At 46.8% G+C, this 23280-nt stretch carries 19 protein-coding genes; all 19 read right to left on the reverse strand.

From position 1 onward, the window contains the following. Positions 1-77 precede the first annotated feature (77 nt). Positions 78-782: a hypothetical protein gene (locus HP567_RS24845; protein WP_229088135.1), complete on the reverse strand. Its 705-nt coding sequence runs from the start codon at positions 780-782 to the stop codon at positions 78-80. A 333-nt stretch (positions 783-1115) separates the two neighbouring features. Further along, positions 1116-1298 (reverse strand): hypothetical protein, encoded by a 183-nt coding sequence (locus HP567_RS24850; protein WP_370648039.1) that lies wholly within the window; start codon positions 1296-1298, stop codon positions 1116-1118. An 88-nt stretch (positions 1299-1386) separates the two neighbouring features. Beyond that, positions 1387-1617, reverse strand: a complete 231-nt coding sequence (locus HP567_RS24855) for a hypothetical protein (protein WP_229088136.1) — start codon at positions 1615-1617, stop codon at positions 1387-1389. Between the two features lie 109 nt (positions 1618-1726). Then, positions 1727-2230, reverse strand: coding sequence for an SMI1/KNR4 family protein (locus tag HP567_RS24860; RefSeq protein ID WP_173610762.1), 504 nt, complete (start codon positions 2228-2230; stop codon positions 1727-1729). Between the two features lie 1005 nt (positions 2231-3235). Beyond that, positions 3236-3748, reverse strand: coding sequence for a hypothetical protein (locus HP567_RS24865; protein ID WP_173610761.1), 513 nt, complete (start codon positions 3746-3748; stop codon positions 3236-3238). Between the two features lie 18 nt (positions 3749-3766). Further along, the gene (locus tag HP567_RS24870) at positions 3767-4303 is read right to left on the reverse strand and encodes a hypothetical protein (RefSeq protein WP_173610760.1); all 537 of its coding nucleotides are present in this window, start codon (positions 4301-4303) and stop codon (positions 3767-3769) included. A gap of 55 nt (positions 4304-4358) precedes the next feature. Beyond that, the gene (locus HP567_RS24875) at positions 4359-7823 is read right to left on the reverse strand and encodes a DUF6531 domain-containing protein (RefSeq protein ID WP_229088137.1); all 3465 of its coding nucleotides are present in this window, start codon (positions 7821-7823) and stop codon (positions 4359-4361) included. A gap of 198 nt (positions 7824-8021) precedes the next feature. Beyond that, positions 8022-8489: a DUF600 domain-containing protein gene (locus HP567_RS24880; RefSeq protein WP_173612575.1), complete on the reverse strand. Its 468-nt coding sequence runs from the start codon at positions 8487-8489 to the stop codon at positions 8022-8024. A 13-nt stretch (positions 8490-8502) separates the two neighbouring features. Next, positions 8503-10599: a DNA/RNA non-specific endonuclease gene (locus HP567_RS24885; RefSeq protein WP_229088139.1), complete on the reverse strand. Its 2097-nt coding sequence runs from the start codon at positions 10597-10599 to the stop codon at positions 8503-8505. Positions 10600-10612: 13 nt separating this feature from the next. Continuing rightward, positions 10613-11035 (reverse strand): DUF4280 domain-containing protein, encoded by a 423-nt coding sequence (locus HP567_RS24890; RefSeq protein WP_048034243.1) that lies wholly within the window; start codon positions 11033-11035, stop codon positions 10613-10615. Next, a complete protein-coding gene (locus HP567_RS30060) occupies positions 11022-11492 on the reverse strand; it encodes an imm11 family protein (protein WP_370648072.1) in 471 nt (156 codons plus the stop codon). Before HP567_RS30060 ends, HP567_RS24890 begins: the two co-directional genes overlap by 14 nt. A gap of 177 nt (positions 11493-11669) precedes the next feature. Then, entirely contained in the window at positions 11670-12200 is a 531-nt protein-coding gene (locus HP567_RS24900; RefSeq protein ID WP_173612583.1) for a hypothetical protein, read from the reverse strand. A gap of 5 nt (positions 12201-12205) precedes the next feature. Beyond that, complete coding sequence (locus HP567_RS24905) at positions 12206-18175, reverse strand: RHS repeat-associated core domain-containing protein (protein WP_229088141.1); 5970 nt, start codon at positions 18173-18175, stop codon at positions 12206-12208. Positions 18176-18188: 13 nt separating this feature from the next. Continuing rightward, a complete protein-coding gene (locus tag HP567_RS24910) occupies positions 18189-18611 on the reverse strand; it encodes a DUF4280 domain-containing protein (RefSeq protein ID WP_048034243.1) in 423 nt (140 codons plus the stop codon). Further along, positions 18598-19149, reverse strand: a complete 552-nt coding sequence (locus tag HP567_RS24915; protein WP_229088142.1) for an imm11 family protein — start codon at positions 19147-19149, stop codon at positions 18598-18600. The genes HP567_RS24910 and HP567_RS24915 overlap by 14 nt, the downstream gene beginning before the upstream one ends. Next, a complete protein-coding gene (locus HP567_RS24920) occupies positions 19146-20291 on the reverse strand; it encodes a pentapeptide repeat-containing protein (RefSeq protein WP_173611960.1) in 1146 nt (381 codons plus the stop codon). Before HP567_RS24920 ends, HP567_RS24915 begins: the two co-directional genes overlap by 4 nt. Positions 20292-20362: 71 nt before the next feature. Continuing rightward, positions 20363-21787, reverse strand: coding sequence for a contractile injection system protein, VgrG/Pvc8 family (locus HP567_RS24925; RefSeq protein ID WP_173611961.1), 1425 nt, complete (start codon positions 21785-21787; stop codon positions 20363-20365). Beyond that, on the reverse strand, positions 21784-22452 hold the full coding sequence (locus HP567_RS24930) for a hypothetical protein (protein WP_173611962.1): 669 nt from the start codon (positions 22450-22452) through the stop codon (positions 21784-21786). The genes HP567_RS24925 and HP567_RS24930 overlap by 4 nt, the downstream gene beginning before the upstream one ends. A gap of 14 nt (positions 22453-22466) precedes the next feature. Next, the gene (locus HP567_RS24935) at positions 22467-23246 is read right to left on the reverse strand and encodes a DNA and RNA helicase (protein WP_173611963.1); all 780 of its coding nucleotides are present in this window, start codon (positions 23244-23246) and stop codon (positions 22467-22469) included. Positions 23247-23280: the final 34 nt, after the last annotated feature.

A 23280-nucleotide genomic window follows, 5' to 3' on the forward strand; every position in this document is an offset into this window, starting at 1 on the left:
TCTGTCTCTTATGTGAAGGGGAACATCTGTCTAGTCAATAACAGGATTCGGGCTGTCACTATTCTCGTAGACGTTCCTTATTGAATAATCTCGGAAATTGCTTGCTTTTGCTCCAAAATCTCGCTTTGTACCTGTATCAGTTCTTTCAACAGATTAGCTGCCTCTTTCAAGGATGTCGCTGCTGGCTCCTTGTCACCAGCCTTGAATGCTTCTTTTGCTTCTTTCACTGTGTTTTTCTCATTTGCTTTCAGTTCTTTTGCTTGGTCTTTGTTCTCTTTCTTTTCAGTGCGGATTTGCTTCAATTGTTGGTTCATCTCTTTGAAGGACGCTTTTTTCTCTTTTACCTGGGTCAACTCTGTTTGGATATGCGCCAGTTTTTCTTCGATGGCGGTATGGTTTGCGGCGATTTCAGCCTTGATGCTCGCCACCTTTTCTTTATTCTTTGCTTTCTTCGCTTCTTTCAGTTCAGCAGACAACGATTTGTTTGCTTCGCTCAGTGGCTTCGTTTCTTCCAGTGCACTTTTTACCTGTTCGCGCACTTCTCTCGTCACATTGCCCCAAAGAACATCCCATGCCTGTTGGTTGATTTGCGATTGTGCTTTCAGTTTATCTTGCAGAGCTTTTTGCTCTACTTGCAATGCTTTTAGTGATTGAACTTCAGGCAGGCTGCTCCACCCTGCTCCTTTTCCTTCTTTCTCCGCCGCAAAAGCTCCTACCGCACTCGTTGCCATCAAGCACGCTGCGATTACAGATACGGAAAGCATTTTTTCATGTGTGAACACTCCCTGTCTCCTATTGTTTCTTGCAAACAAATCGTACCGTATGGGCGCCGGGAATGTTCGGGATAACCTCGTGAAAAGTAAGGGGAAAGTGTGGGATTTGGGGAAAACGCAAAAAGCCCAGGGAAGGCCTAGGCGGGTCTGGATTGTTACTCAGAGAAAGCTATTTGATATAACTGTTCTTGGTGTAATCTGGTTCCACTTGCAAAATGACATCTCCAAATTCAAATTCTTTCAAAGATGGCAGCAATATCAGCTTCATTATCGGAATCAAATGAAATAAACTGTGTACAATCAAACGTTACATATGACATAGCCTCACCTCATACTGCTCGATTAAAATGATGAAAAGTTTACGCTATTCTTCATGATTTTATCTAAAAACTGCTCAAACGAAGATGCAATTTGTTCAACTTCTTCAAATTCAGGTTCATAACCGCATACGATTGAACCAAATTCACTCCCGAGATCTATTGCATAAACGGTATAACCATTTCTTACAGATAAAGCTATGGGCAAATACCTGTCCCAAAATTTTGTAATCTCTTGTTTCCACGAGTCATCGTCGCACGCCGATTCTAAACTTATTTTCTTAAACTCATCCCAACTAAAACGCTATTTCTACTTTTCGGTTATAATCGTTTACACATAGAAACCAAGATTTTTCATCTGCTGTTACACAAATAACTACCAGTTTAAGAAATTGAATAAATTGTTCGGATATTACTGGATATCGATTAACGATTTCATTCGTCAATGTTAGTTCACCATTGATCCGCTTTTGAACTTCCCATCCTTTTTCTTCAGCCCACGTGAGAAATTCTATTATTTTTTCCATTCTTATTGCCTCCTGATTATGATAGTGGAGCATAAAAAAAGAAACCCAAGACGAGCTGACAATATTACTCGCTTGAGGTATAGGTAGTACTTAGTCCACTATCTCATTGTTAATCTAAATCGGTACCATCATATGCATCTCCAAGAGACTCAAAATCATCTTCATACCAATACCATGTTGTGCCTTCACCTTTTGACTCTATAAGTCTATTCAGTAAGTCCGTAAACGAGTTGGCTATAATCGCACAACTACCTGCAATAGCATGACAATCCCAATGACTGTCATAACATTTACCTAATCTATCTTTATGAAGATCAATTGTTAGATAGTCTCCATTTCTATCATCGGCTATGATAAACCAATTAGAAGAGATATCAGATTCACATAACTCTTTTACTATAACGGGATTTGCTAATTCGAATTTTTTTGGAGATACAATGTCTACACCAAAATCTTCATCTTTAAATAATTCAATTCCCCCGCAAAGTTCATAGAACTCTTTCACGTCATCTGGTAATATGTGTGGGTATTCAATCTTAGGTAAACCTAGAGATGGATGTATAATGCAATTATCAAAACCTTTTATTTCGTCGATAATTTCTTTGATATTCATTCATTACTCCCTCCATTTCCATTAGTCGACCACATTTCGTGTCGTCATACCATTCTAGGTCGGTGAGGTGTCCCCTAATCACCTACCTTGGTGTTGGTGGTTCCTTAGTTCCTTCATTAGGAAGGTCGTTATTTCTCGGCCTCATTGTAAGACCTCTAAAACTTCAATATCTTTTTCAATTCTCACTTTGATCTTCTCGGCTTTAGTTTTTACTGCAACATACAAACGGCTATTACCATCTCTAGCGACAAGTTGACCTTTAACATTTACTACACTAATTGGTGGGAAATTTTCACCTGATCTGGCCCTTGTTTTACAACTTTGGTAATTGGGACCTTACCGTTCGAGGTGTCAAATGACTTGTTTATTGATTCTTGTGCAAAATTTACCATTTTAGGGTTAACCTCAATTATGTTATCCCCACGGATAACGTCCCGGTCGAGGTAAATGCTTTAGCCCGGGAGTGTAATACGGTACCCACATGTAATACAAACCATTCGGGTCGGCTATTACTCCATCGAGACGATTATAACTAAACGGCTACTTGTGCCATCCCTCGTTCTTTTCCGCTTAATATCCTCGGATAATGTCCGTCCTTATGGTCAACCAACTGGTCAAACCTCTTAACCCTCTCGAGTAACATCCCGATATCTGTTGCTACCTATTATGTCACTGAAGAGCATCTCAACTCTGCCGCCTGTTACCGTAACTCTCGTACTCCTAGCAATAGTCAATGACATCCTCGTAACCGATAATACTGTGCTCATGCCTGAGTAATTAAACCTACTTTATTCTGCACTTGTTTTAGCCATATACTTTTCTTATTTTAACTTGGATATGAAAAAAGCTCATTCCTTCTAAATGTTCAAGTTGGAATAAGCTTTCTAAGTTTATTAAGTTTAGTGTATGGTTTGAGGGCTTTATTGTACTGCCTTTGTTGTTATTTGATAGAGATTTAGAATAAATCCCATGTGCCTAAAAACTATTACCCGAGATCAATAAATTTTACCATTCTACCTCCTTCCATTCAAAAGAATATGCTAACACATCAATGCAAGAATCATGACCACGCAATACCCAATGCTTTACTCTAGGGGATATGAAACCAAAAGTTTCTTTTAAGTTCGATTCAACAACTTCATAAAATCCTGGATTTGGGCAAATATCGGTTTTGTTCCACTCATCACCTATAGACAAACCTCCATAATAGTAAGAGTCAAATATGCTGAAATCATATCTCTCATAACCATCCATTTTTCCATATATATTAAAAAGACATATTGGAGTAAATTTAATTTCGATGATTACACTTCCAGCTTTATTATATTCTTCGTCTGGTATGTCACCTCCGTATTTCAACTCTAGGTTAGCAATAACCTTATCATAGTGTTTAGTATTATATCCGCACATAACTTGTACACTTACTTCGCGATTTTCATAACCAATAAAACTAGCAAAATCATGAGATGGACTTATCATCCATGGCACCTTAACAGGTACAACTTTCATTTTGATCATATATTTACCTCCGCATCTCTATGGAAGTCTTACAATATCTAGTATTTCCAAATTGTTCGGTCCAACAGTTACTGGAATTGCTCTCCCAGGCATATTAAATGTCTCTCCACGATGCTTTATTGGTTTATTTTCCAACAAGCTTGGGTCCAATCGATTTAAAACATCTTGGCTAGGTATTATTTCTTTTGTTTTAGTTGGTTTTAATCCTGCCATACTTAATACTGCAAGAGTTCTATTACTTTCAGCTACTTTTTGTCCACTGTTAGGGTAAATGAAATATTTAACCTCAAATTGATCAGGATGTAAATTACCAGACTTCAAATCTGCCGCTACATCTGCCAATTTCCGTCCCTCAATATAATCTGGTGCACCACTGTTAATCCTAAATGTATCGGATATACGCCTTTGTCCGAAGAGTATTTCCTGAGTATCACCTGTCCCCTTTTTCGCAGGTGCCCATTTACCTGTTTTATTATTGTAATCATAGGTTCTTTGTTGCTTACGTTTATAATATCCACCATAAGCATCAACACCCGTCTCCTCTTTACACTTCATCAACCCCAACGGATCAATGAACCCAATCGGATCCCCATTTACATAAGCAAAACGGTTAAACCGTCTGCCCGTCCGTCATATCCCCTTGGAGCACATCTCGATTCAGGAACCGCTTCAATCCGGGATGGTAATACCGTGCCCGCATGTAGTACAACCCATTCGGATCGGTCATGACTCCATCCCGGCCGTTATAGCAAAACGGCTGTTTCGTCCTGCCCTCGTGTACTTCCAGTTCCCCATACAATCCGTAGGTATAACGGTCTGTGACTCGACCATGCTCGTCGGTCAACAGGGTCGTGCTTCCGCGCGTATCCGCATGATAGGACAAATAGTCGCCTTGCGCATCCTCACGGCCAATGAGCCCCAGTCCATATACATAATACGCTTTGGCTGCTCCATTTTCCTCCAGTTCCATAAGAACCTGAGTCAGGTCAGCGTTTTGATCGACCACATACCGTGTCGTCTTACCGTTCCAAGTCATGGAGGTACGGACGTATTCGGCATCATAGGTGTAGCGAGCTTGTCCGGCACGGACGAGACGATTGCGGGCATCGTATGCATACGTTTCTGACTGTTGCTTGTCCGGGAACAACAGCAGATTACCGTCCTCGTCATACTGAACCGTTTGACCATCTACGGTGACCAGTCGGTTGTCCTTGGCGTATGTCATCGCCGTAGCAAGACTCGAACCTGAATCTCCAATAGCGGTAATATTCCCGCCCTGGTCATAGGTATAGAGAATCTTGCGTCCTGCCATAGCTCCGCTCGTCAGGCGCCGCAGGGCATCGTAGGTGTACTGCTTTTCTTCCTCTTGGATGATCTGCCCGAGCTCGTTGTACACAAACCGATATTGCTGGAGCATGACGCCTTGCGCATTTTGATCCCAAAGACGCAGAAGCTGTCCGGCTGCGTCGTAATGACGCTGCTCTACCGTCCCGTTCGGTCGCTCTGTTCGGATGAGGCGGTAATTTTCATCGTACGTGTACCTTGTAATCCGACCTGCCCAGTCTGTGACCGTAGTCAATTGACCTGCGAGATCGTAGGTATAGCGAACCGACTTGCCGTCTGGATAGACGAGCGTTGCCAGTCTGCCTCCCGCATCGTAGGTGTACTGGAGCGTTTTCCCATACTGATCTGTACTGGAGACGATTCGTCCCAAAAGATCGTAGGTACGGCGCTTAGTGTCTTTTCCATCTTCTTGGACACTTACCACGCGACCCTCGGCGTCGAAAGTCCTGCGAACAGTCCCCGCTTCGTCCTGCTGCTCAATGAGCTGTCCGGCTGCATCGTAGCGATAGTGCGTTTCCTGACCGCGCGCATTGGTCTTGTCGGTCAGCCATCCGCGCTTGTCATAGCGGTAGGTCGTTCCTTCTCCGGTAGCATTGCGTTCAGCTAAAAGCAAACCACTGGCATCGTAGGCGAGGGTGGTGGCATTGCCATTGGCATCTGTATAGCTCGTTAGACGTCCTTCTCCGTCGTATTGCTGCTTGTAGACAGCTGCTTCGTTTTCCAATACCTCTGTCAGTCGTGCGGCTGCATCGTAGGAGAACTTGGTTTTCTGTCCCGCCGCATCGTATTCATAGCGCTGGGTGTTCCCCACAGGATCGGTGACAGACGTCACTCTGCCCATGGCATCACGTTCGAGTCTGGTCTTCGCCCCGGTTGGGTCTACTACCCCAACGATCTGCCATTCCTTGTCATACTCATAACGAGTGGCTTCACCATAGACGTTCGTAATGGATTCTACTTTTTCTGTAATCGTGTATCCGATCTTCGTCGATACTCCGGTCGGTGTTGTTTCCTCCACGCGACAATCCTGTGTATCGTACGTAAAGGAATGCATCCTTCCGAGAGGATCTATGACACCTACAAGATTATCATTGGCATCGAATACCTGACGCAGCGAACCCCCAAAAGCATCTGTAAAGGTTGTCATCCTGCCTGTAGGGTCGAAGCCAACACGGAAGATACGCCCCTCTGGGTCTTGAGCGGATACTAGCATTCCCTGTCCATCGTAATGATAAGTAGTTTTTGCTCCTGTAAAATCGATATAAGTGCTTCTTTGCCCGTGCTCGTTATACCCGATGGAAGAGGTGCAGCCGTCTGGTCTTGTCATGCTAACCAGCCGATCGTGTTCATCATAGGCGTAGGTCGTGACTCCGCCTTCCGCGTCTTCTTCTGCTACCATGAGGTCATTCTCGTTGTACGTATACGTTGTTGTATTGCCAAGAGGATCTGTCTCTTTTACCAGATTCCCGCGATTGTCATACGTGAAAGTGGTTGTTTCGCCCGCTCCGTTTGTTTCAGATGTCGTTTGTCCCCACTCATTATAGGAGTATTTGGTGACCGTTCCATCCTTCTCAGTCTTTTCCAGCAACTGGCCATTGTCGTCATGGACCATGACCTCGACATGCCCATTGCCGTCTGTGAAGGTCGTGACCATCATGCCCGGGCGGCTCTCGGTATCGTAGTGAATATAACCAGGGATGCCTGCTGCGTCTGTCTGGCAGATGATGCGTCCTTCTTCGTCAAACGTATTCGTGTAGACGATGACGCCATCGGATGCCAGAGATTCCAGTTGGTCATTTCCTGTATAAGACAGGTCAGTGACAACACCATTCGGATTGGTATAGCGAGTCATCCTGCGGTCGGCATCATACGAAAAACGAAGGGAACGAGTCCCATCAGACAATGCTGACACCAAGCCTCCTTCCCCATACTCTAGAGAAAACGCTCGACGACTCCGCTCTTCTGTCAAGCGATTCAGCCTGCCATGCTGGTCATAGTTGAAAAGCAGCGACATTCCGGCAGCCACCGTATGGCGAAGTGCTTGTCCATTTCTAGCAAAATCGTACGTCTCTCTCGTTTCCTTGACCCACAGCGTATAGCCGTCTTGTCTTTCCCACAATTCGTCAAAAAAGACGTCCGCATCACTGGACCGGTATGAGCCGCCTTGACTACGAGTAAAGGTATTGGCGCGGCCAGCATTCCACCACACCGTAATTTCTTCGCGAGTTTCATCCAGGAATTCCAGGCGCATTTCGTAATTGTGCGTCCATGCTTTGCCCAGCGCGCCCTCTTGCAAAAGCAGGGAGTTGTAATGCAGCTCAAACGTCCACGTCTCGGCGCCATACAGATTGAGGGCTGGATGAACAATAAACTGCGCTCCGGTACCACCATGAACCGGGTCTTTGATGCAGCTTTTCGGTTTTACTTTTTTGACGTTCATCTTTCTTAACTTGCCTGGTTTCTTGTGCTTCCCTTTGATTCTTTTCCGAGCCCAGGCCATTCCCGTTACGATCGAGAAGACACCATCCGTCGCATAATCTAATGCCTCAGATCCGGCTTCCTTGATCACTTCTTTCACAACAGGTTTCTGCATGAACTTGCCGACCATGCTCTTCTTCAGCTTCTGCACAGCGGCAAGCTTGTCCATACTCTCCTGAATGTTCCGCGCAGCAGTGACGACCTTGCCTTTCACCGCACTTGCTGCATTGGCCGTCGCTTTTGTTGCCTTCACTGCTTTCGTCGTCAGCTTGGCGCAGTCACTGCCGTACCCGCACCTTCGCTCATTTGATTTTGAACATGCAAAAAAGGCTGACTCCATCTTATTGTTGAAAGATGGAATCAACCTTTGAAAGTTTATCATGTGATAGTAATGTTACTTATTGTACGTGCTTTTTATTGTAATGTACGGTTCTTTTTTAGTATATTGTCCTTATATTTTTCCACCCATTTCTTCGAACCAATCATTGAATATATGACTAGGTAATTTTTCAGGATCATTAGTATACTTTATCTCGTAACTGTATTGAGCTTTTAATTTGTTCTCAGATACGTTATAAACCAATTTCATCTCTGTGGGCATTTCCCTGTTATTTTTCTTACATAAATCACTAATTTCACGTAAGTTTTTATTAAGAATATTGAGTAAAGTTACTTGTCTCTCTTTTGATATATCATAGCTAGGTCTTGAATTACTATTAGTGTCTAATACTGCATCATTAACCTTGTGTTTTTTTACAATAGCTTTGTTAATTTGATAAAATACATCTGTACTAAATTGTCCATATTCATTCGAGGCATATATATATATCATATCAGCTTTATTATTTACATACTCAAGACAAATGGAGACCATATCTGCCTGTAGTTCTGAAAAATAATCTTCAAATACTTTTGTCATAGTCCAATCTCCTTTAATTTACTAAATCAAAAACTTTTAGCTCACCATCTATTATGTAACTTACATTAAAACTAGACGGTCTAAGCGAATCCCCCTCATAATTTACTTTTACATCAACAGACACTTGTTTAGGCGGATTCTCTTTTAAAGCTCTTGCCCATTCATTTTCAATTTTCTTATAAGTACTGAGATTAACCTTACTTGACTGGGATACAAGGTTATCGATATCTGGTGAACCACCAAACCTATCACCTGCCAAATGCCCTGCATGGTCTCCAGGTTCCTTACCTGGCGTATTTGATTCATGTGGTAATCGTTCATCTCTTGCAGTTAATTTTAGATCATCTGTTTTAAAGCTTTCAATTCTGCCTAGATGATCAGTTTCATAGTCATATTTGTGTTCACCTGCTTTGTACTGCACATTCGGTTTAAGTTTTCCTGTTTCATCAAATGGATTATCAACAAATGTTTTATTAGGACCATTTCCGGATCCATCAATTTCAGGCGGCTTCTCCGGCGGCTTTTGATTCGGCTTCTGCCCATTCGGTCCCCCGTATGTTTCGCGCCACTTCAGTTGGTTCTCTGTAGGGGCAAGCTCCACTACATCTTTTTTATTCGAGAATTTTATTGGAAACCCTTCCGCCGATTGTAACTGAGGGCCTAAACTATCCGCTAAATTCTGCAAGCCTTCTTGCATATCATCGCGCAGCTTCCTAACCTTTTGCTTGAGCTGTTCCTTCATCTGTGTTGCCTTGGCTATGACAGCATCTTTTGCGGCCATGACGCTAGCGTACAACTGCTCCTTGATTCGCTGGACGGCTTGCATCACATCCATCTCGTCTAGTGTTTTGCGGGCAGCCGTCCAGACCTTCCCGACGGTGCTTTCGACGGCATTTGCTACCGTCTTCACTACATCCGCCGCTGAGTCTGCTACCTCAAGCACTTTCTGTCCCGCTTTCGTTCCCTTTAGTGCTTTATGCGCCTTTGCTCCCAGCTTGGCTCCGGTTGCCGCCCAGCCTGCAAAAGGGATACACGCCGCCAAAGATAGCGCCGCTCCTGCATAGTCTCCTCGTGCGAGCGAGATTCCCGCATTCGCTAAGTCCGCTATTTCTCCCAAACCCGGAATGAGTCCCACAACATCCAGCGCTAACTGTACACCATCCAGAAATCCACCCCAGCCAGACTCTTCCTCTTCCTGCTGCTCCTCTTCCTCCTCTTCCTCCTCCTGCGGCAAATCCTCTACAACCACAGGCGCCTTCGTCAGCCCGACCATCTCAATCTTCGGCGCTTGAAGATCCACTTCCCCGTCCAAAATCATGCTGCTGGTGCTGCACATGAGGTAGATCGCTTCCTTGGCCTTGATCTCGACCTTGGTGTCTGACGTAATCTCCATATCCTTTTCCGAGGAAAAAACAATGGGATGCATGCTGTGAATCTCGATGCCGTCCTCTTCATGCAGCTTAATAAAAATATTGCCTTCCTTGCTCTCCTTGGCAGTAAGAACGAGCTCCTTGCCGCCCATCATCAGCTCTTTGCCAAAGTTGGTTCCCCAGTACTTGATGCCGGGATTGCCTGTCTTCGCCGTGCTGCCCCCGCCTTTTCGCACGGAGCTGACTGCCATGGCGCCTTCTTCATCTGGTGTGGACTGGATGGCGATGGTCCCAAGCGGCGCTCCGTTCGAAGCATGATCCAAATAATCCGAGCCAGGATAGTCCTTTGTGATTTCATCCAGCAGACTGGCGTACGTCATTTGTTTATACTGAAAAGAGCGCATCTTGCGCTGTCCGTCCATTCGCTGCGTGTGCGAGACCGCTTCGAGCTCCAAATGGTACACGCCGTGAACAAAGTTCACACTGACGGAATCCACGAGTCCTTTGAACAGCGTCTTTGTAATCGAACCGTTTTCCACCAAATTCAGCGCGACTGTATCCTCACTCGTCGCCATTTCAATGTAGCGGTCGCTTTTTTCCTCCGGAATGATACCGGTGACGAACAGCCTGGCGTGCTCATTGACTTTCTTCACGATTCTGACATCTTGTAGGCTTTGGATTTCAAAGGGTGAGACCAACTGAATATTCTCGTATCCAGCCAGCTTCTCTGTCGTATTCATACAATCCCCCTCACTATTGCTCCTGTCCGTCGTCTTCGATGCGAATGCAGCCTCCATATATGCACATGTTCGTGCTGGTGTTTAACAGGGCGGGATGATTTTCCACGAGTACATCTGCCTTGCCATCGATCCAGGGCATGGTGACTACTGGAACGCATGGCATCGGCTTGAGTACACCGTTGTTAGCAGCAGTTGCAGCTGCAACGGTTGGATTTTTCTCGCATTTGCATTTGCCGAACGGCATGATGTTCACTTGCGGCATATAGTCATTCACGTTCATCTGTGCCTGATTGCGAATGTACACGCCATGACTAAACGGTGTTTTCAGCTTGTTCTTCTGGCTCCCGTAGTCGCACGTGAGAATTGCTCCTGCCACGACGTAGCTTTTCTTTGGAGCCGACGACGGTACAACATCGACATCTTCAATCATGGGCATGACTTATTCTCCTCCTTGCTTGCTCTACTTTTTTCAAGCGGATACCGAAAAAGTCCCTGCGCAGCAAAGCTTCCGCCAATCGCAAATCGATGAGGATGTACGGTTCACGAATCCCTTCGATTTGAAAAATCGTATGACGCCCAATCTTTTCTGGATCGAGAACCAGCCTTTTGAGTGAGCCGTCCCTGTGAAACTCGCTTTGCTCGGACAGGCAGTTCACACGCGGCAGGATCATCAGCCAGTACAAATCCTGCTTGATCCGCTCCCTGTCTACCAGCACGACAGATTTGACGAACAGCTTTGGCGCGAACTTATGGATGATTGTCTTTAAGCGGTTGGAATAGAGCGGGATCGGTCTGTCGAGATAATCCAGGTAGTCGTTTTCTCGCTTTTGTTTAATGTCGAACTGGATGATTGCCTCGTCCAGCTCTTCCTGATATTCTGGGAGAGCAAACAGCTACTTGATTTTGTGCATGCAAAAAAGGCTGATTCCACCTCATTGTTAAAAGATGGAAATCAGCCTTTGGAAGTTTGTCAATTGATAGTTAAGCTGCTTATTTTTTCGTTTATTGATTGTACGTTCTTGTTTTTTGGGGATTACATGGATTTACACAAAAATCTTGCCAGATCCTTACTATGTTAACAAACCATTCTCTTCTAACACTTTATACCATTCATCCTCTTTTGAACCAACGGTATCTATACTTCCTCCAGATTCAACAAACTTCAATCCAATTTCTCCATATTGTTCTCCTAGAAAATAGTTAAGTAAGAAGTTATTGAAGTCTCCATATGACTCCAAAACATAATTTTGATCTAATGGATCTCCAAATAAACACGTTACTTGGCCATTTTCCTTATTAATAAACAGGGGATACATTTCAATTTTTCCTATACAAATCCAGTCACCATCAAACCTTTGCATTTCCTCTACATAAAACTGATTTTCGGCAACTTTCCGTTGACCAAAAATATTGATAACTCCTCCAATTAATCTTTCATATCGATTTGTAATCAAGTAATAATCTTTTAAATTACTATTCTGGGAATTTGTGAATTGTTCTTCATTAGTATTTTTAACAATGTCCGCAAAGATCAGACTTAATGGATCGTCACTTAATATTTTACTAATTTTATCTATTTTTCCGATTACTATTTCGATCATATTCCTCACCTTTCTATTTTTATTTTTATTCTAGAACCATACGGAACATCTTTTAATTGTACTCCTAATACTCCACCTAATCTTCTATTTGTAAATTGATCCATAAGTTTTAAATTCCGTTTAACATCTGGTCCATCTAGTCCTAAATCCCACATATGATCCGGATCCAAATCATCTCTAACTTTGTCTATTAACTTTTTAGCTAATTCTTTATCCCTATGATAATAATGTTTAATTATTTTCTTAATTACAGCAGCTTTGTATTTCTTTGTTAACTCTTGATCTCTTACCGGCTTTACTTTCCTTAATAAATTCGCATCGCTCAATTTTTGCAAATATTTAACTTTCCGATTAAAATCTCTTCGGTTCATATCACGATACTCGTCACCCCATTTTACGTTCGTTTCAAAACGTATTGTTGTCTCGTAATATTCCCCTAGCTCATCTACTTTCTTTGTTGCTGGTGTTACTTTCTTTTTAGCCGTTTCATCCTTACACTTCATCAACCCCAACGGATCAATGAACCCAATCGGATCCCCATTCACATAAGCAAAACGGTTAAACGTCTGCCCGTCCGTCATGTCCCCTTGGAGCACATCTCGATTCAGGAACCGCTTCAATCCCGGATGGTAATACCGCGCCCGCATGTAGTACAACCCATTCGGATCGGTCATGACTCCATCTCGGCCGTTATAGCAAAACGGCTGTTTTGTCCTGCCCTCGTGTACTTCCAGTTCCCCGTACAATCCATAGGTATAACGGTCTGTGACTCGACCATGCTCGTCAGTCAACAGGGTCGTGCTTCCGCGCGTATCCGCGTGATAGGACAAATAATCGCCTTGCGCATCCTCACGACCAATGAGGCCCAGTCCATATACATAATACGCTCTGGCGGTTCCACTTTCCTCCAGCTCCATAAGAACCTGAGTCAAATCGGCGTTTTGGTCAACCACATACCGTGTCGTCTTACCGTTCCAGGTCATGGAGGTGCGGACGTATTCAGCATCGTAGGTGTAGCGAGCTTGTCCGGCACGGACGAGACGATTGCGGGCATCGTATGCATACGTTTCTGACTGATGCTTGCCCGGAAGTAACAGAAGGTTGCCGTCCTCATCATACTGAACGGGTTTACCATCTACGGTGTCCAGTCGGTTGTCCTTGGCGTACGTCATCGCCGTAGCAAGACTCGAACCTGAATCCCCGATCGCGGTAATATTCCCGCCCTTGTCATAGGTATAGAGAATCTTACGTCCTGCCATGGCTCCACTTGTCAGGCGCCGCAGGGAATCATAGGTGTACTGTTTTTCTTCCTCTTGGATGATCTGCCCGAGCTCGTTATATACAAACCGATATTGCTGGAGCATGACCCCTTGCGCATTCTGATCCCAAAGACGCAAAAGCTGTCCGGCTGCGTCATAGTGACGCTGCTCTACCGTACCGTTCGGTCGCTCTGTACGGATGAGGCGGTAATTTTCATCGTACGTGTACCTTGTAACACGACCTGCCCAGTCTGTGACCGTGGTCAATTGACCTGCGAGATCGTAGGAATAGTGAACCTTCTTGCCATCTGGATAGACGAGCGTTGCCAGTCTGCCTCCCGCATCGTAGGTGTACTGTAGCGTATTCCCATACTGATCTGTACTAGAGACGATTCGTCCCAAAAGATCGTAGGTACGACGCTTGGTGTCTTTTCCATCTTCTTTGACACTTACCACGCGACCCTCGGCGTCGAAAGTCCTGCGAACAGTCCCCGCTTCGTCCTGCTGTTCAATGAGCTGTCCGGCTGCATCGTAGCGGTAGTGCGTTTCCTGACCGCGCGCATTGGTCTTGTCGGTCAGCCATCCGCGCTTGTCATAGCGGTAGGTCGTTCCTTCTCCGGTAGCATTGCGTTCAGCTAAAAGCAAACCACTGGCATCGTAGGAGAGCATGGTGGCATTGCCATTGGCATCCGTATAGCTCGTTAGGCGGCCTTCTGCGTCGTATTGCTGCTTGTAGACGGCTGATTCGTTTTCCAATACCTCTGTCAGTCGTGCGGCTGCATCGTAGGAGAACTTATTCTTTTGTCCAGCCGCATTTGTTGTGGTAATGACTTGATGAAGCTTGTTGAATTGGTATTGGGTTGTTCGTCCGAGTCCGTCAATATGGGCAAGAATATTGCCTGCGCCATCATAGGTAAGACCGCTCACTTTCTGTCCGGTTGCATCATAGATAGCCAGTAAACGTCCCGCTGCATCGTATTCATAGCGCTGGGTGTTCCCCAAAGGATCGGTGACAGACGTCACTCTGCCCATGGCATCGCGTTCGAGACTGGTCTTCGCTCCGGTTGGATCTACCACCCCAACGATCTGCCATTCCTTGTCATATTCATAACGAGTGACTTCACCATAGACGTTCGTGATGGATTCTACTTTTTCTGTAATCGTATATCCGATCTTCGTCGATACTCCGCTCGGCGTAGTCTCCTCTACCCGACAATCCTGTGTATCGTAGGTGAAGGAATGCATCCTTCCAAGAGGATCTATGACACCAACAAGATTATCATTGGCATCGAATACCTGACGCAGCGCCCCCCCAAAAGCATCTGTAAAGGTTGTCATCCTACCTGTAGGGTCGAAGCCAACACGGAAGATACGCCCTTCTGGGTCTTGAGCGGAAACGAGCATTCCCTGTCCATCGTAATGATAAGTAGTTTTTGCTCCCGTAAAATCAATATAAGTGCTTCTTTGCCCGTGCTCGTTATACCCGATGGAAGAGGTGCAGCCATCTGGTCGAGTAATACTGACCAGCCGCTCGTGTTCATCATAGGCGTAGGTCGTGACTCCGCCTTCCGCGTCTTCTTCTGCTACCATGAGGTCATTTTCGTTGTACGTATAGGTCGTTGTATTGCCAAGAGGATCTGTCTCTTTTACCAGATTCCCACGATGGTCATACGTGTAAGTGGTTGTTTCGCCCGCTCCGTTTGTTTCAGAAGTCGTTTGTCCCCACTCATTATAGGAGTATTTGGTGACCGTTCCATCCTTCTCGGTTTTCTCCAGCAATTGGCCATTGTCGTCATGGACCATAACCTCGACATGCCCATTTCCGTCTGTGAAGGTCGTGACCATCATGTCCGGGCGGCTCTCGGTATCATAGTGAATATAACCTGGGATGCCTGCCGCGTCTGTTTGGCAGATGATGCGTCCTTCCTCGTCAAACGTATTCGTATAGACGATGACGCCATCGGATGCCAGAGATTCCAGTTGGTCATTTCCTGTATAGGACAAGTCAGTGACAACACCATTGGGATTGGTGTAGCGAGTCATCCTGCGGTCGGCATCATACGAAAAGCGAAGGGAACGAGTCCCATCGGACAATGCTGACACCAAGCCATCCGCCCCATATTCCAGTGAAAACGCTCGACGACTCCGTTCTTCTGTCAAGCGATTCAGCCTGCCATGCTGGTCATAGCTAAAGAGCAGCGACATCCCGGCAGCTACCGTATGGCGAAGTGCTTGTCCATTTCTTGCAAAATCGTACGTCTCTCTCGTTTCCTTGACCCACAGCGTATAGCCGTCTTGTCTTTCCCGCAGTTCGTCAAAAAAGACGTCCGCATCACTGGACCGGTATAAGCCGTCCTGAACACGAGTAAAGGTATTGGCGCGGCCAGCATTCCACCAAACCGTAATTTCTTCGCGTGTCTCATCCAAGAATTCCAGACGCATTTCGTAATTGTGTGTCCATGCTTTTCCCAGTGCTCCCTCTTGCAAAAGCAGGGAGTTGTAATGCAGCTCAAACGTCCACGTCTCGGCTCCATACAGCTTGAGGGCAGGATGAACGATAAATTGCGCTCCGGTGCCTCCGTGGATAGGGTCTCGAAGGCAACTTTTCAGCTTCGCTTTTTTGATGTTCCGCTTTTTCAGCCTATCAGTGTTCTTATAAGTCACACGAACTTTTTTACGGCGCCCGGCAATTCCCGTTACGGTTGAGAAGACACCATCCGTCGCATAATCTAATACCTCAGATCCCGCCTCTTTTAGCACTTCCTTCACAATAGGTTTCTGCATGAACTTGCCGACCATGCTCTTCTTCAGCTTCTGCACAGCGGCAAGCTTGTCCATACTCTCCTGAATGTTCCGCGCAGCAGTAATGACCTTGCCTTTCACTGCGCTTGCTGCATTGGCCGTCGCCTTTACCGCTTTAGATACACCCAGTGCTTTGTCTGCTGCCTTTACCGCTTTCGTTGCCTTGGTCATCGCTTTTGTTGCCTTCACTGCTTTCGTCGTCAGCTTTGCCGCAGTCACTGCCGTACCCGCACCTGGAATCGCAGCTGCAAGGGACATAGCGGCACCCGCATAATCGCCACGCGCGACAGATATCCCCGCATTGACGACGTCTGCTACTTCCCCGATGACAGGGATCATCCCCACGATATCGAGTCCAAGCTGTAAGCTATCGAGGAAGCCCCATCCAGAATCCTCTTCCTCCTGCTCCTCTTCAACGACTTCCTCTTCTTCCTCCTCCTGCGGCAAATCCTCCACAACCACAGGCGCCTTCGTCAGCCCAACCATCTCAATCTTCGGTGCTTGAAGATCCACTTCCCCGTCCAAAATCATGCTGCTGGTGCTGCACATGAGGTAGATCGCTTCTTTGGCCTTAATCTCAACCTTGGTGTCTGACGTAATCTCCATATCCTTTTCCGAGGAAAATACGATCGGATGCATGCTGTGAATCTCGATACCGTCCTCTTCATGCAGCTTGATAAAAATATTGCCTTCCTTGCTCTCCTTTGCAGTAAGAACGAGCTCCTTGCCGCCCATCATCAGCTCTTTGCCAAAGTTGGTTCCCCAGTACTTGATGCCGGGATTGCCCGTCTTCGCCGTGCTGCCTCCACCTTTTCGCACGGAGCTGACTGCCATGGCGCCTTCTTCATCTGGTGTGGAGAAGTACAGCTTGACGGAGTCACCCATTTGCGGCATGCAGTGAAAGCCGCTGTTGCCCTCTGCCGAATAGACCGTAGCATACGGGAACCAACTCGCCTCTGCCTTGGGCTGCTTCGGATCGATGTCGAGGTGGATTTTGACGGTGTCCTTCTGGATGTCGATGATCTTGCCTTCCAGAGCAGCGCCGCATATGTCATCGTTGCGGATAGGGTTTTGACGAATGCCTGCTTCGGGCATGAGCTGATAGGTGTGAATGAGAAGGGCATGGTCGATCCTTGTTGTTGATCCCGCGACGACCAGCTCTTTGCCTTGGTAGTTCACGCGGTCTCCGAGTTGGAGGACCTGTCCGCTTTCTACTTCATAGGTGAGAAAATCGTTTTCCGACATACCTGCCGCGTAGCCGTTTTCTGTCGTTTCCATATAGGGAGACAGCCTTTTGCTAATGGTGTAGCTGGCGTCTGTCAGTTGAGCAGTACGTCCCTCGGGCAAGCCGAACCAGAACTTGGGCGTATCTGCCACTGCCTCAGCGACGAGAATGGAACCAAAGCGAGAGGCCAATCGCTTTAAAAACTGCCAATCTGTCTCCTGATACTGGATGGCAATGGTCCCAAGCGGCGCTCCGTTCGAAGCATGGTCCAAATAATCCGAGCCGGGATAGTCCTTCGTGATTTCATCCAGCAGACTGACATACGTCATTTGTTTATGCTGAAAAGAGCGCATCTTGCGCTGTCCGTCCATTCGCTGCGTGTGCGAGACCGCTTCGAGCTCCAAATGGTACACGCCGTGAACAAAGTTGACACTGACGGAATCCACGAGTCCTTTGAACAGCGTCTTTGTAAGCGAACCGTTTTCCACCAAATTTAGCGCGACTGTATCCTCACTCGTCGCCATCTCAATGTAGCGGTCGCTTTTTTCCTCCGGGATGATACCGGTGACGAACAGTCTCGCGTGCTCATTGACTTTCTTCACGATTCTGACATCTTGTAGGCTTTGGATTTCAAAGGGTGAGACCAACTGAATATTCTCGTATCCAGCCAGCTTCTCTGTCGTATTCATACAATCCCCCTCACTATTGCTCCTGTCCGTCGTCTTCGATGCGAATGCAGCCTCCATATATGCACATGTTCGTGCTGGTGTTTAACAGGGCGGGATGATTTTCCACGAGTACATCTGCCTTGCCATCGATCCAGGGCATGGTGACTACTGGAACGCATGGCATCGGCTTGAGTACACCGTTGTTAGCAGCAGTTGCAGCTGCAACGGTTGGATTTTTCTCGCATTTGCATTTGCCGAACGGCATGATGTTCACTTGCGGCATATAGTCATTCACGTTCATCTGTGCCTGATTGCGAATGTACACGCCATGACTAAACGGTGTTTTCAGCTTGTTCTTCTGGCTCCCGTAGTCGCACGTGAGAATTGCTCCTGCCACGACGTAGCTTTTCTTTGGAGCCGACGACGGTACAACATCGACATCTTCAATCATGGGCATGACTTATTCTCCTCCTTGCTTGCTCTACTTTTTTCAAGCGGATACCGAAAAAGTCCCTGCGCAGCAAAGCTTCCGCCAGCCGCAAATCGATGATGATATACGGTTCGCGAATCCCTTCGATTTGAAAGATCGTATGGCGTCCAATCTTTTCTGGATCGAGAACCAACCTTTTGAGTGAGCCGTCCCTGTGAAACTCGCTTTTCTCGGACAGGCAGTTCACGCGCGGCAGGATCATCAGCCAGTACAAATCCTGCTTGATCCGCTCCCTGTCTACCAGCACGACAGATTTGACGAACAGCTTCGGCGCGAACTTGTGGATGATTGTCTTTAAGCGGTTGGAATAGAGCGGGATCGGTCTGTCGAGAAAATCCAGATAGTCATTTTCTTTCTTTTGCTTGATGTCGAACTGGATGACGGCCTCGTCTAGCTCCTCCTGATATTCTGTGGTGAGCCACTCCTGCCGGATGGCGTCAAAAACGCCCGTTGGCTCTACTGCACTCGCGATTCGCTCGTCCTGTGACAAGATGAAATAATTCATGTCTGACTCCCCTCTCGCCAAATGACATGTCGCTCCTGAAGCTCATCCAACAGAATAGAATCCCTGGCCTCCTCCGAGAATACGGCTCTCTCCAGAAGCGCGCCGCTAAAATTCGCTCCGGTCAAAATCGCATCTGTAAAGTCTGCGCCGCGCAGATCGGCTCCAGTAAAATCAGTCCCGGTCAAGTCCGCCCCGACGAACAAGACACCATCAAAGCCGGGTGTCTCCCACGCATCTGGTTCCAACAACCCCCTTGGCCCGGATGCTTCACGAAAGCTCGCGCCTAGCAGATTCGCTCCAGTAAAATCCGCTCCATGAATGAGACTTTCTCCGAAATCAACCGCTTTTAGCTGGGCACGATGCCATCTCGTTCCGACCAAAACACTTTCGCGAAGGGTCGCTTTCGTTAGCTGACTGTCAGAGAGGTCCGAATAACGAAGATCAAGACCATCGAATTGTCCTTGTCCCAAATCGAGGCCAGCCAAAACCTTGTAGCCGTATTCCAGCTCTTGCTTTTCTTCCAGCCAAGTACGGATCATCCCGGAATCTTTGTGGCGAGTGTCCAGACAATACACGATCTCGCTTTGATCGAGATATTCTCCGACACGCACCTCCAGCTCCGGCTCCTTGTCCACCTGTTGAAAGACTTCCAGCTGAACAGCCTGCACCATGGCATAACGGATTAAGTGAACGACATATTGATGAAACTTCTCTGCTTCCACGAGCTTGATCCGTTCGATATCGGGAAGTCTTACGTGTCCGGCATACGCTCTGGCAGCCTCGTTCCATTCGTCTACAAGCCGATCCAAAAAGTGGAATGCCCATCTCGCATCATAGCTGGTTTGACACTCTACCGGATCGAAAAACCAACTGCTGTCCGTAGCTTCCAGCAAATAATGACTGCTTCCAAGAAGAAGCTCCGTCCGCAGCATGGAATAGGTCAAGTGCGCCAGCTTGCGTTTTTCCCCTCGCTCCTGCATGTCAACGACTCGTCGGCAAATCTCTTCAAATGAACGGAGAAATTCTTTTGCAAGCCTCTCTTTATTCGCCTGATAGTAAGCATCCAAGGCATGCAGGCTGGCAATGGTTCTCTTCGGCACCTCGTGCTCCTTGAAATGCTGCAAGGCTTCCTCTCTCTCCATGCCAATCCCCCCTTCTTCTCACCTTTTTGCATACACCAAACACACGGTTACCCGCGTGGCAACCATGTGTGTCAATTGGTTTTGAGCTCCTGCCCGACGATGCTTGTATTTCCGTCCATTTTGATGTTGCTCTCTTTGCAGGTGAGACTGATCTCCTCTTTCGCAGAGATAATCACCTTCGTGGCAGAGTCCATCAGGATGTCCTTTTCGGAGACAACCTTGATATTTTTCTTGCTGAAAATCTGGATGCCGTCCGCGTCGGTCATGCGTATGAGGATTTCCCCATCCTTTGCGCTAAGCAATACCTCCGACGGGCTGAACATCAGTTCTTTCCCGTTGGCCGTACGGAAGTATTTGATATCGGGATTCCCGAGCTTGTTCGTTTCGCCCTCGTCTGAATTTTTCCGGACAGAGCTAATCGCAATCCCGTCACTCTCCTTGTTGCTCGGAAAATAGACACGGACGTAGTCATCGAGCTCCGGCATACAATACCAACCGCTGTTTCCTTCGGCCGTATAAACCGAGGAATACGGGAACCAGTGCGCTTCGCTCTTGCTTTGGCTCTCATCAATATCGAGGTGGATTTTGACGTTGTCTTTTGAGACCTCAATGACTTTCCCCTGCACCGATGCCCCTACGATGAGCGAATTGTGGAGCGGCTTTTGGCTCATTCCTTTTTTGGACGCGAGCAAATACTTGTGCTTGAGCAAGCCTTTCTTCATCTCGGTATGGGCCTCATACACATACAGGCTCTTCCCTTTAAAATCCACTCCGTTGCCCAAATCAAGTACGCGATCCGTCTCTACCTCGTAAAAGATGTAGTCATTTTCATCCACGCCCTTGACCCCGTTTTCCGAGGAGTGGCGGTATTCATTCAAATTTTTGCGCACCCGATAGTGAAAATCGTCCAGCTTGCCTTTTGATGCACCCTCTGGCACACCAAAGCTGAATTTCGGCTTTTCAAAAACGGATGCCGGCATCAGTCCAGTCTGAAAACGCGAAGCCAGCCGCTTGAGAAATTGCCAATCCGTCTCCTGATACTGCATGGTAAAGGAGCCCAGTTTCCCTCCATTGGAGGCCATGTCCATAATGTCCATGCCTGGGTATTCTCCTGCAATTGTTTTCAAAAGGGCACCGTAGGTCATCGCTTTGTTTTGAAACGAACGGCTCTTGCGCTTCACGTCGAGATTGTACGTAGGCGAGACAGCTTCGACGTACAAATAATAGACGTCCCGTACGGCTTTGATGCCTATCTCCAGAACGATCCCTGCAAAAAGCGGTGTGGCATTGCCTTCGTTATCCACCTGACTGATTTCGATGGGGGTCTGTGCTTCTGTCATTTCTACATAGCTGTCCTTCAATTCTTCTGGTACGATCCCCGTAAATGTCAGGCGGGCATGCTCATTGATCTTTTTCGTAATCGTCAGTTCTACCAGATGCGTTAATTGATAAGGAGAGATTTGCAAATTGTTGTAGGCAATGACAGGAAGACTCATATTTTCCCTTCTCCCTTCCCATTTTCATCTGAATTGGTGGATACGAGCGACAGGGAATCCATGATCCCCCAGCCTACTAGCTTCCAATCTGACAGTTCCTGCTCCGTGCAATTGAACGTGCAGAGAAGAGCGCGTCCCTGTAGGGAGACAAAGCTGATCAGGTTGTAAATGTCTGTATCCAATGCTGGTGCAACAAATTCGAAAAATCCGACACTGGTCCCAGCAATCTCACGTATTCCTTCCTCCTGCCAACGAGCGAGCGGCTGTGTTCTCCGCAAAACCTGCTTCATGACATCCATGAAGGCTTTCAGTTGTGCAGGAGAATCCGTCAGCTTGCTCTCGGTATAGGTAAAAGCCAGGTTAATTGAAGCTGTTTCGTTCGTAAAAATCAGGGAAGGCCTACGTTCCGATGGATACTTCAGAGCTGCTACTTCTGGACTCATGATGGAAAATGTCTTCGGGATTCGAATCTGTACGAGATCGTCGAGGACGCGCTTGTCCTCCATGGGAATTTTCTCTTCACCGACTGTAATAAATGATTTGTTCACCACATCCAGTCGATTTTTGCCCTTGGGACCAAAACGTATTGCTGCTGGCTGTGCATCCTCACCGGAAAGCTCATTCAACATGCCGATAATGCTTTCATCCATGCGCGCCATTTCCATTCACCATCCTCTCGTTAATCAACAATAACCCGCTGACGCCCGCCTGTTTTCCACTCCGTTTTTGAGGACCTTCCGCCGCTCTTGGCGTCATCCAATATACGTGCGAGGTATTTGAGAATCTGCAGGTTCGTGTACTCGCGGTAACCCGTCCCAAGTCTATTGCCTATATAATGAAGAATGAGCCCCCGCTCTACTCTGTCCGCATTCAAGCACTGCATGGCAAAGGTGAGATCATACGGGTGATTGGTGACCGTTTTCAGCATTTCATTCGCAAAATACCGCAGGATGTAGGGGACAAGCGTTGGCTCGTTTCTCCCGGCATGTTCGACATGCACGATATTCCACGTATTGAATTCGGTCGCCATATCGGATAAGTCCTGATAATCACCGCGAAGCCTTGCTCCTTGCTTGAGCTTGAAGCGCCCCAACTCCCTTTCATCAGGGCGTGACTCTAGCTCCTGATCGAGAACATACGACGTCTCGTAAACATAATAGTCGGTCAGCGAAGTCTCCTCGTGAAAGCGAATCTTGAGCACCGTCTCTATACCTGTGGCCTCATAAGGGACACGCTCTTCGCGTTCAAACAAGTAAATCCGTCCTTGATGCTTGATGATCCCTCTGCCGACAGTGAGGTGCCCTTCGCCTATCGTTACATCCATCCCGGAAATAATGCCGTCTGTATAATCCTGAAAGTATAAATCTACAAAATGCCGCGGGTAATCACGCAGATTCTCAAGCATCTCTCGCTTGAGAATTCGCCCTTTATGAAAATTGGGATAGAGATGGGAAAACACCGCTGTTCCCCCTTCCTGTTCATTTAAGCTGCCT

Source organism: Brevibacillus sp. M2.1A (genome assembly GCF_013284355.2).
In the GTDB taxonomy this organism is placed as follows: domain Bacteria; phylum Bacillota; class Bacilli; order Brevibacillales; family Brevibacillaceae; genus Brevibacillus.

What these genes read in the sequence shown, in the direction of transcription:
- HP567_RS24855 (WP_229088136.1), bottom strand. Translation starts at nt 1,617, where the DNA reads ATGGAAAAAATAATAGAATTTCTCACGTGGGCTGAAGAAAAAGGATGG.
- HP567_RS24860 (WP_173610762.1), bottom strand. Translation starts at nt 2,230, where the DNA reads ATGAATATCAAAGAAATTATCGACGAAATAAAAGGTTTTGATAATTGC.
- HP567_RS24865 (WP_173610761.1), bottom strand. Translation starts at nt 3,748, where the DNA reads ATGATCAAAATGAAAGTTGTACCTGTTAAGGTGCCATGGATGATAAGT.
- HP567_RS24870 (WP_173610760.1), bottom strand. Translation starts at nt 4,303, where the DNA reads ATGAAGTGTAAAGAGGAGACGGGTGTTGATGCTTATGGTGGATATTAT.
- HP567_RS24880 (WP_173612575.1), bottom strand. Translation starts at nt 8,489, where the DNA reads ATGACAAAAGTATTTGAAGATTATTTTTCAGAACTACAGGCAGATATG.
- HP567_RS24885 (WP_229088139.1), bottom strand. Translation starts at nt 10,599, where the DNA reads ATGAATACGACAGAGAAGCTGGCTGGATACGAGAATATTCAGTTGGTC.
- HP567_RS24890 (WP_048034243.1), bottom strand. Translation starts at nt 11,035, where the DNA reads ATGCCCATGATTGAAGATGTCGATGTTGTACCGTCGTCGGCTCCAAAG.
- HP567_RS24900 (WP_173612583.1), bottom strand. Translation starts at nt 12,200, where the DNA reads ATGATCGAAATAGTAATCGGAAAAATAGATAAAATTAGTAAAATATTA.
- HP567_RS24905 (WP_229088141.1), bottom strand. Translation starts at nt 18,175, where the DNA reads ATGAATACGACAGAGAAGCTGGCTGGATACGAGAATATTCAGTTGGTC.
- HP567_RS24910 (WP_048034243.1), bottom strand. Translation starts at nt 18,611, where the DNA reads ATGCCCATGATTGAAGATGTCGATGTTGTACCGTCGTCGGCTCCAAAG.
- HP567_RS24915 (WP_229088142.1), bottom strand. Translation starts at nt 19,149, where the DNA reads ATGAATTATTTCATCTTGTCACAGGACGAGCGAATCGCGAGTGCAGTA.
- HP567_RS24920 (WP_173611960.1), bottom strand. Translation starts at nt 20,291, where the DNA reads ATGGAGAGAGAGGAAGCCTTGCAGCATTTCAAGGAGCACGAGGTGCCG.
- HP567_RS24925 (WP_173611961.1), bottom strand. Translation starts at nt 21,787, where the DNA reads ATGAGTCTTCCTGTCATTGCCTACAACAATTTGCAAATCTCTCCTTAT.
- HP567_RS24930 (WP_173611962.1), bottom strand. Translation starts at nt 22,452, where the DNA reads ATGGAAATGGCGCGCATGGATGAAAGCATTATCGGCATGTTGAATGAG.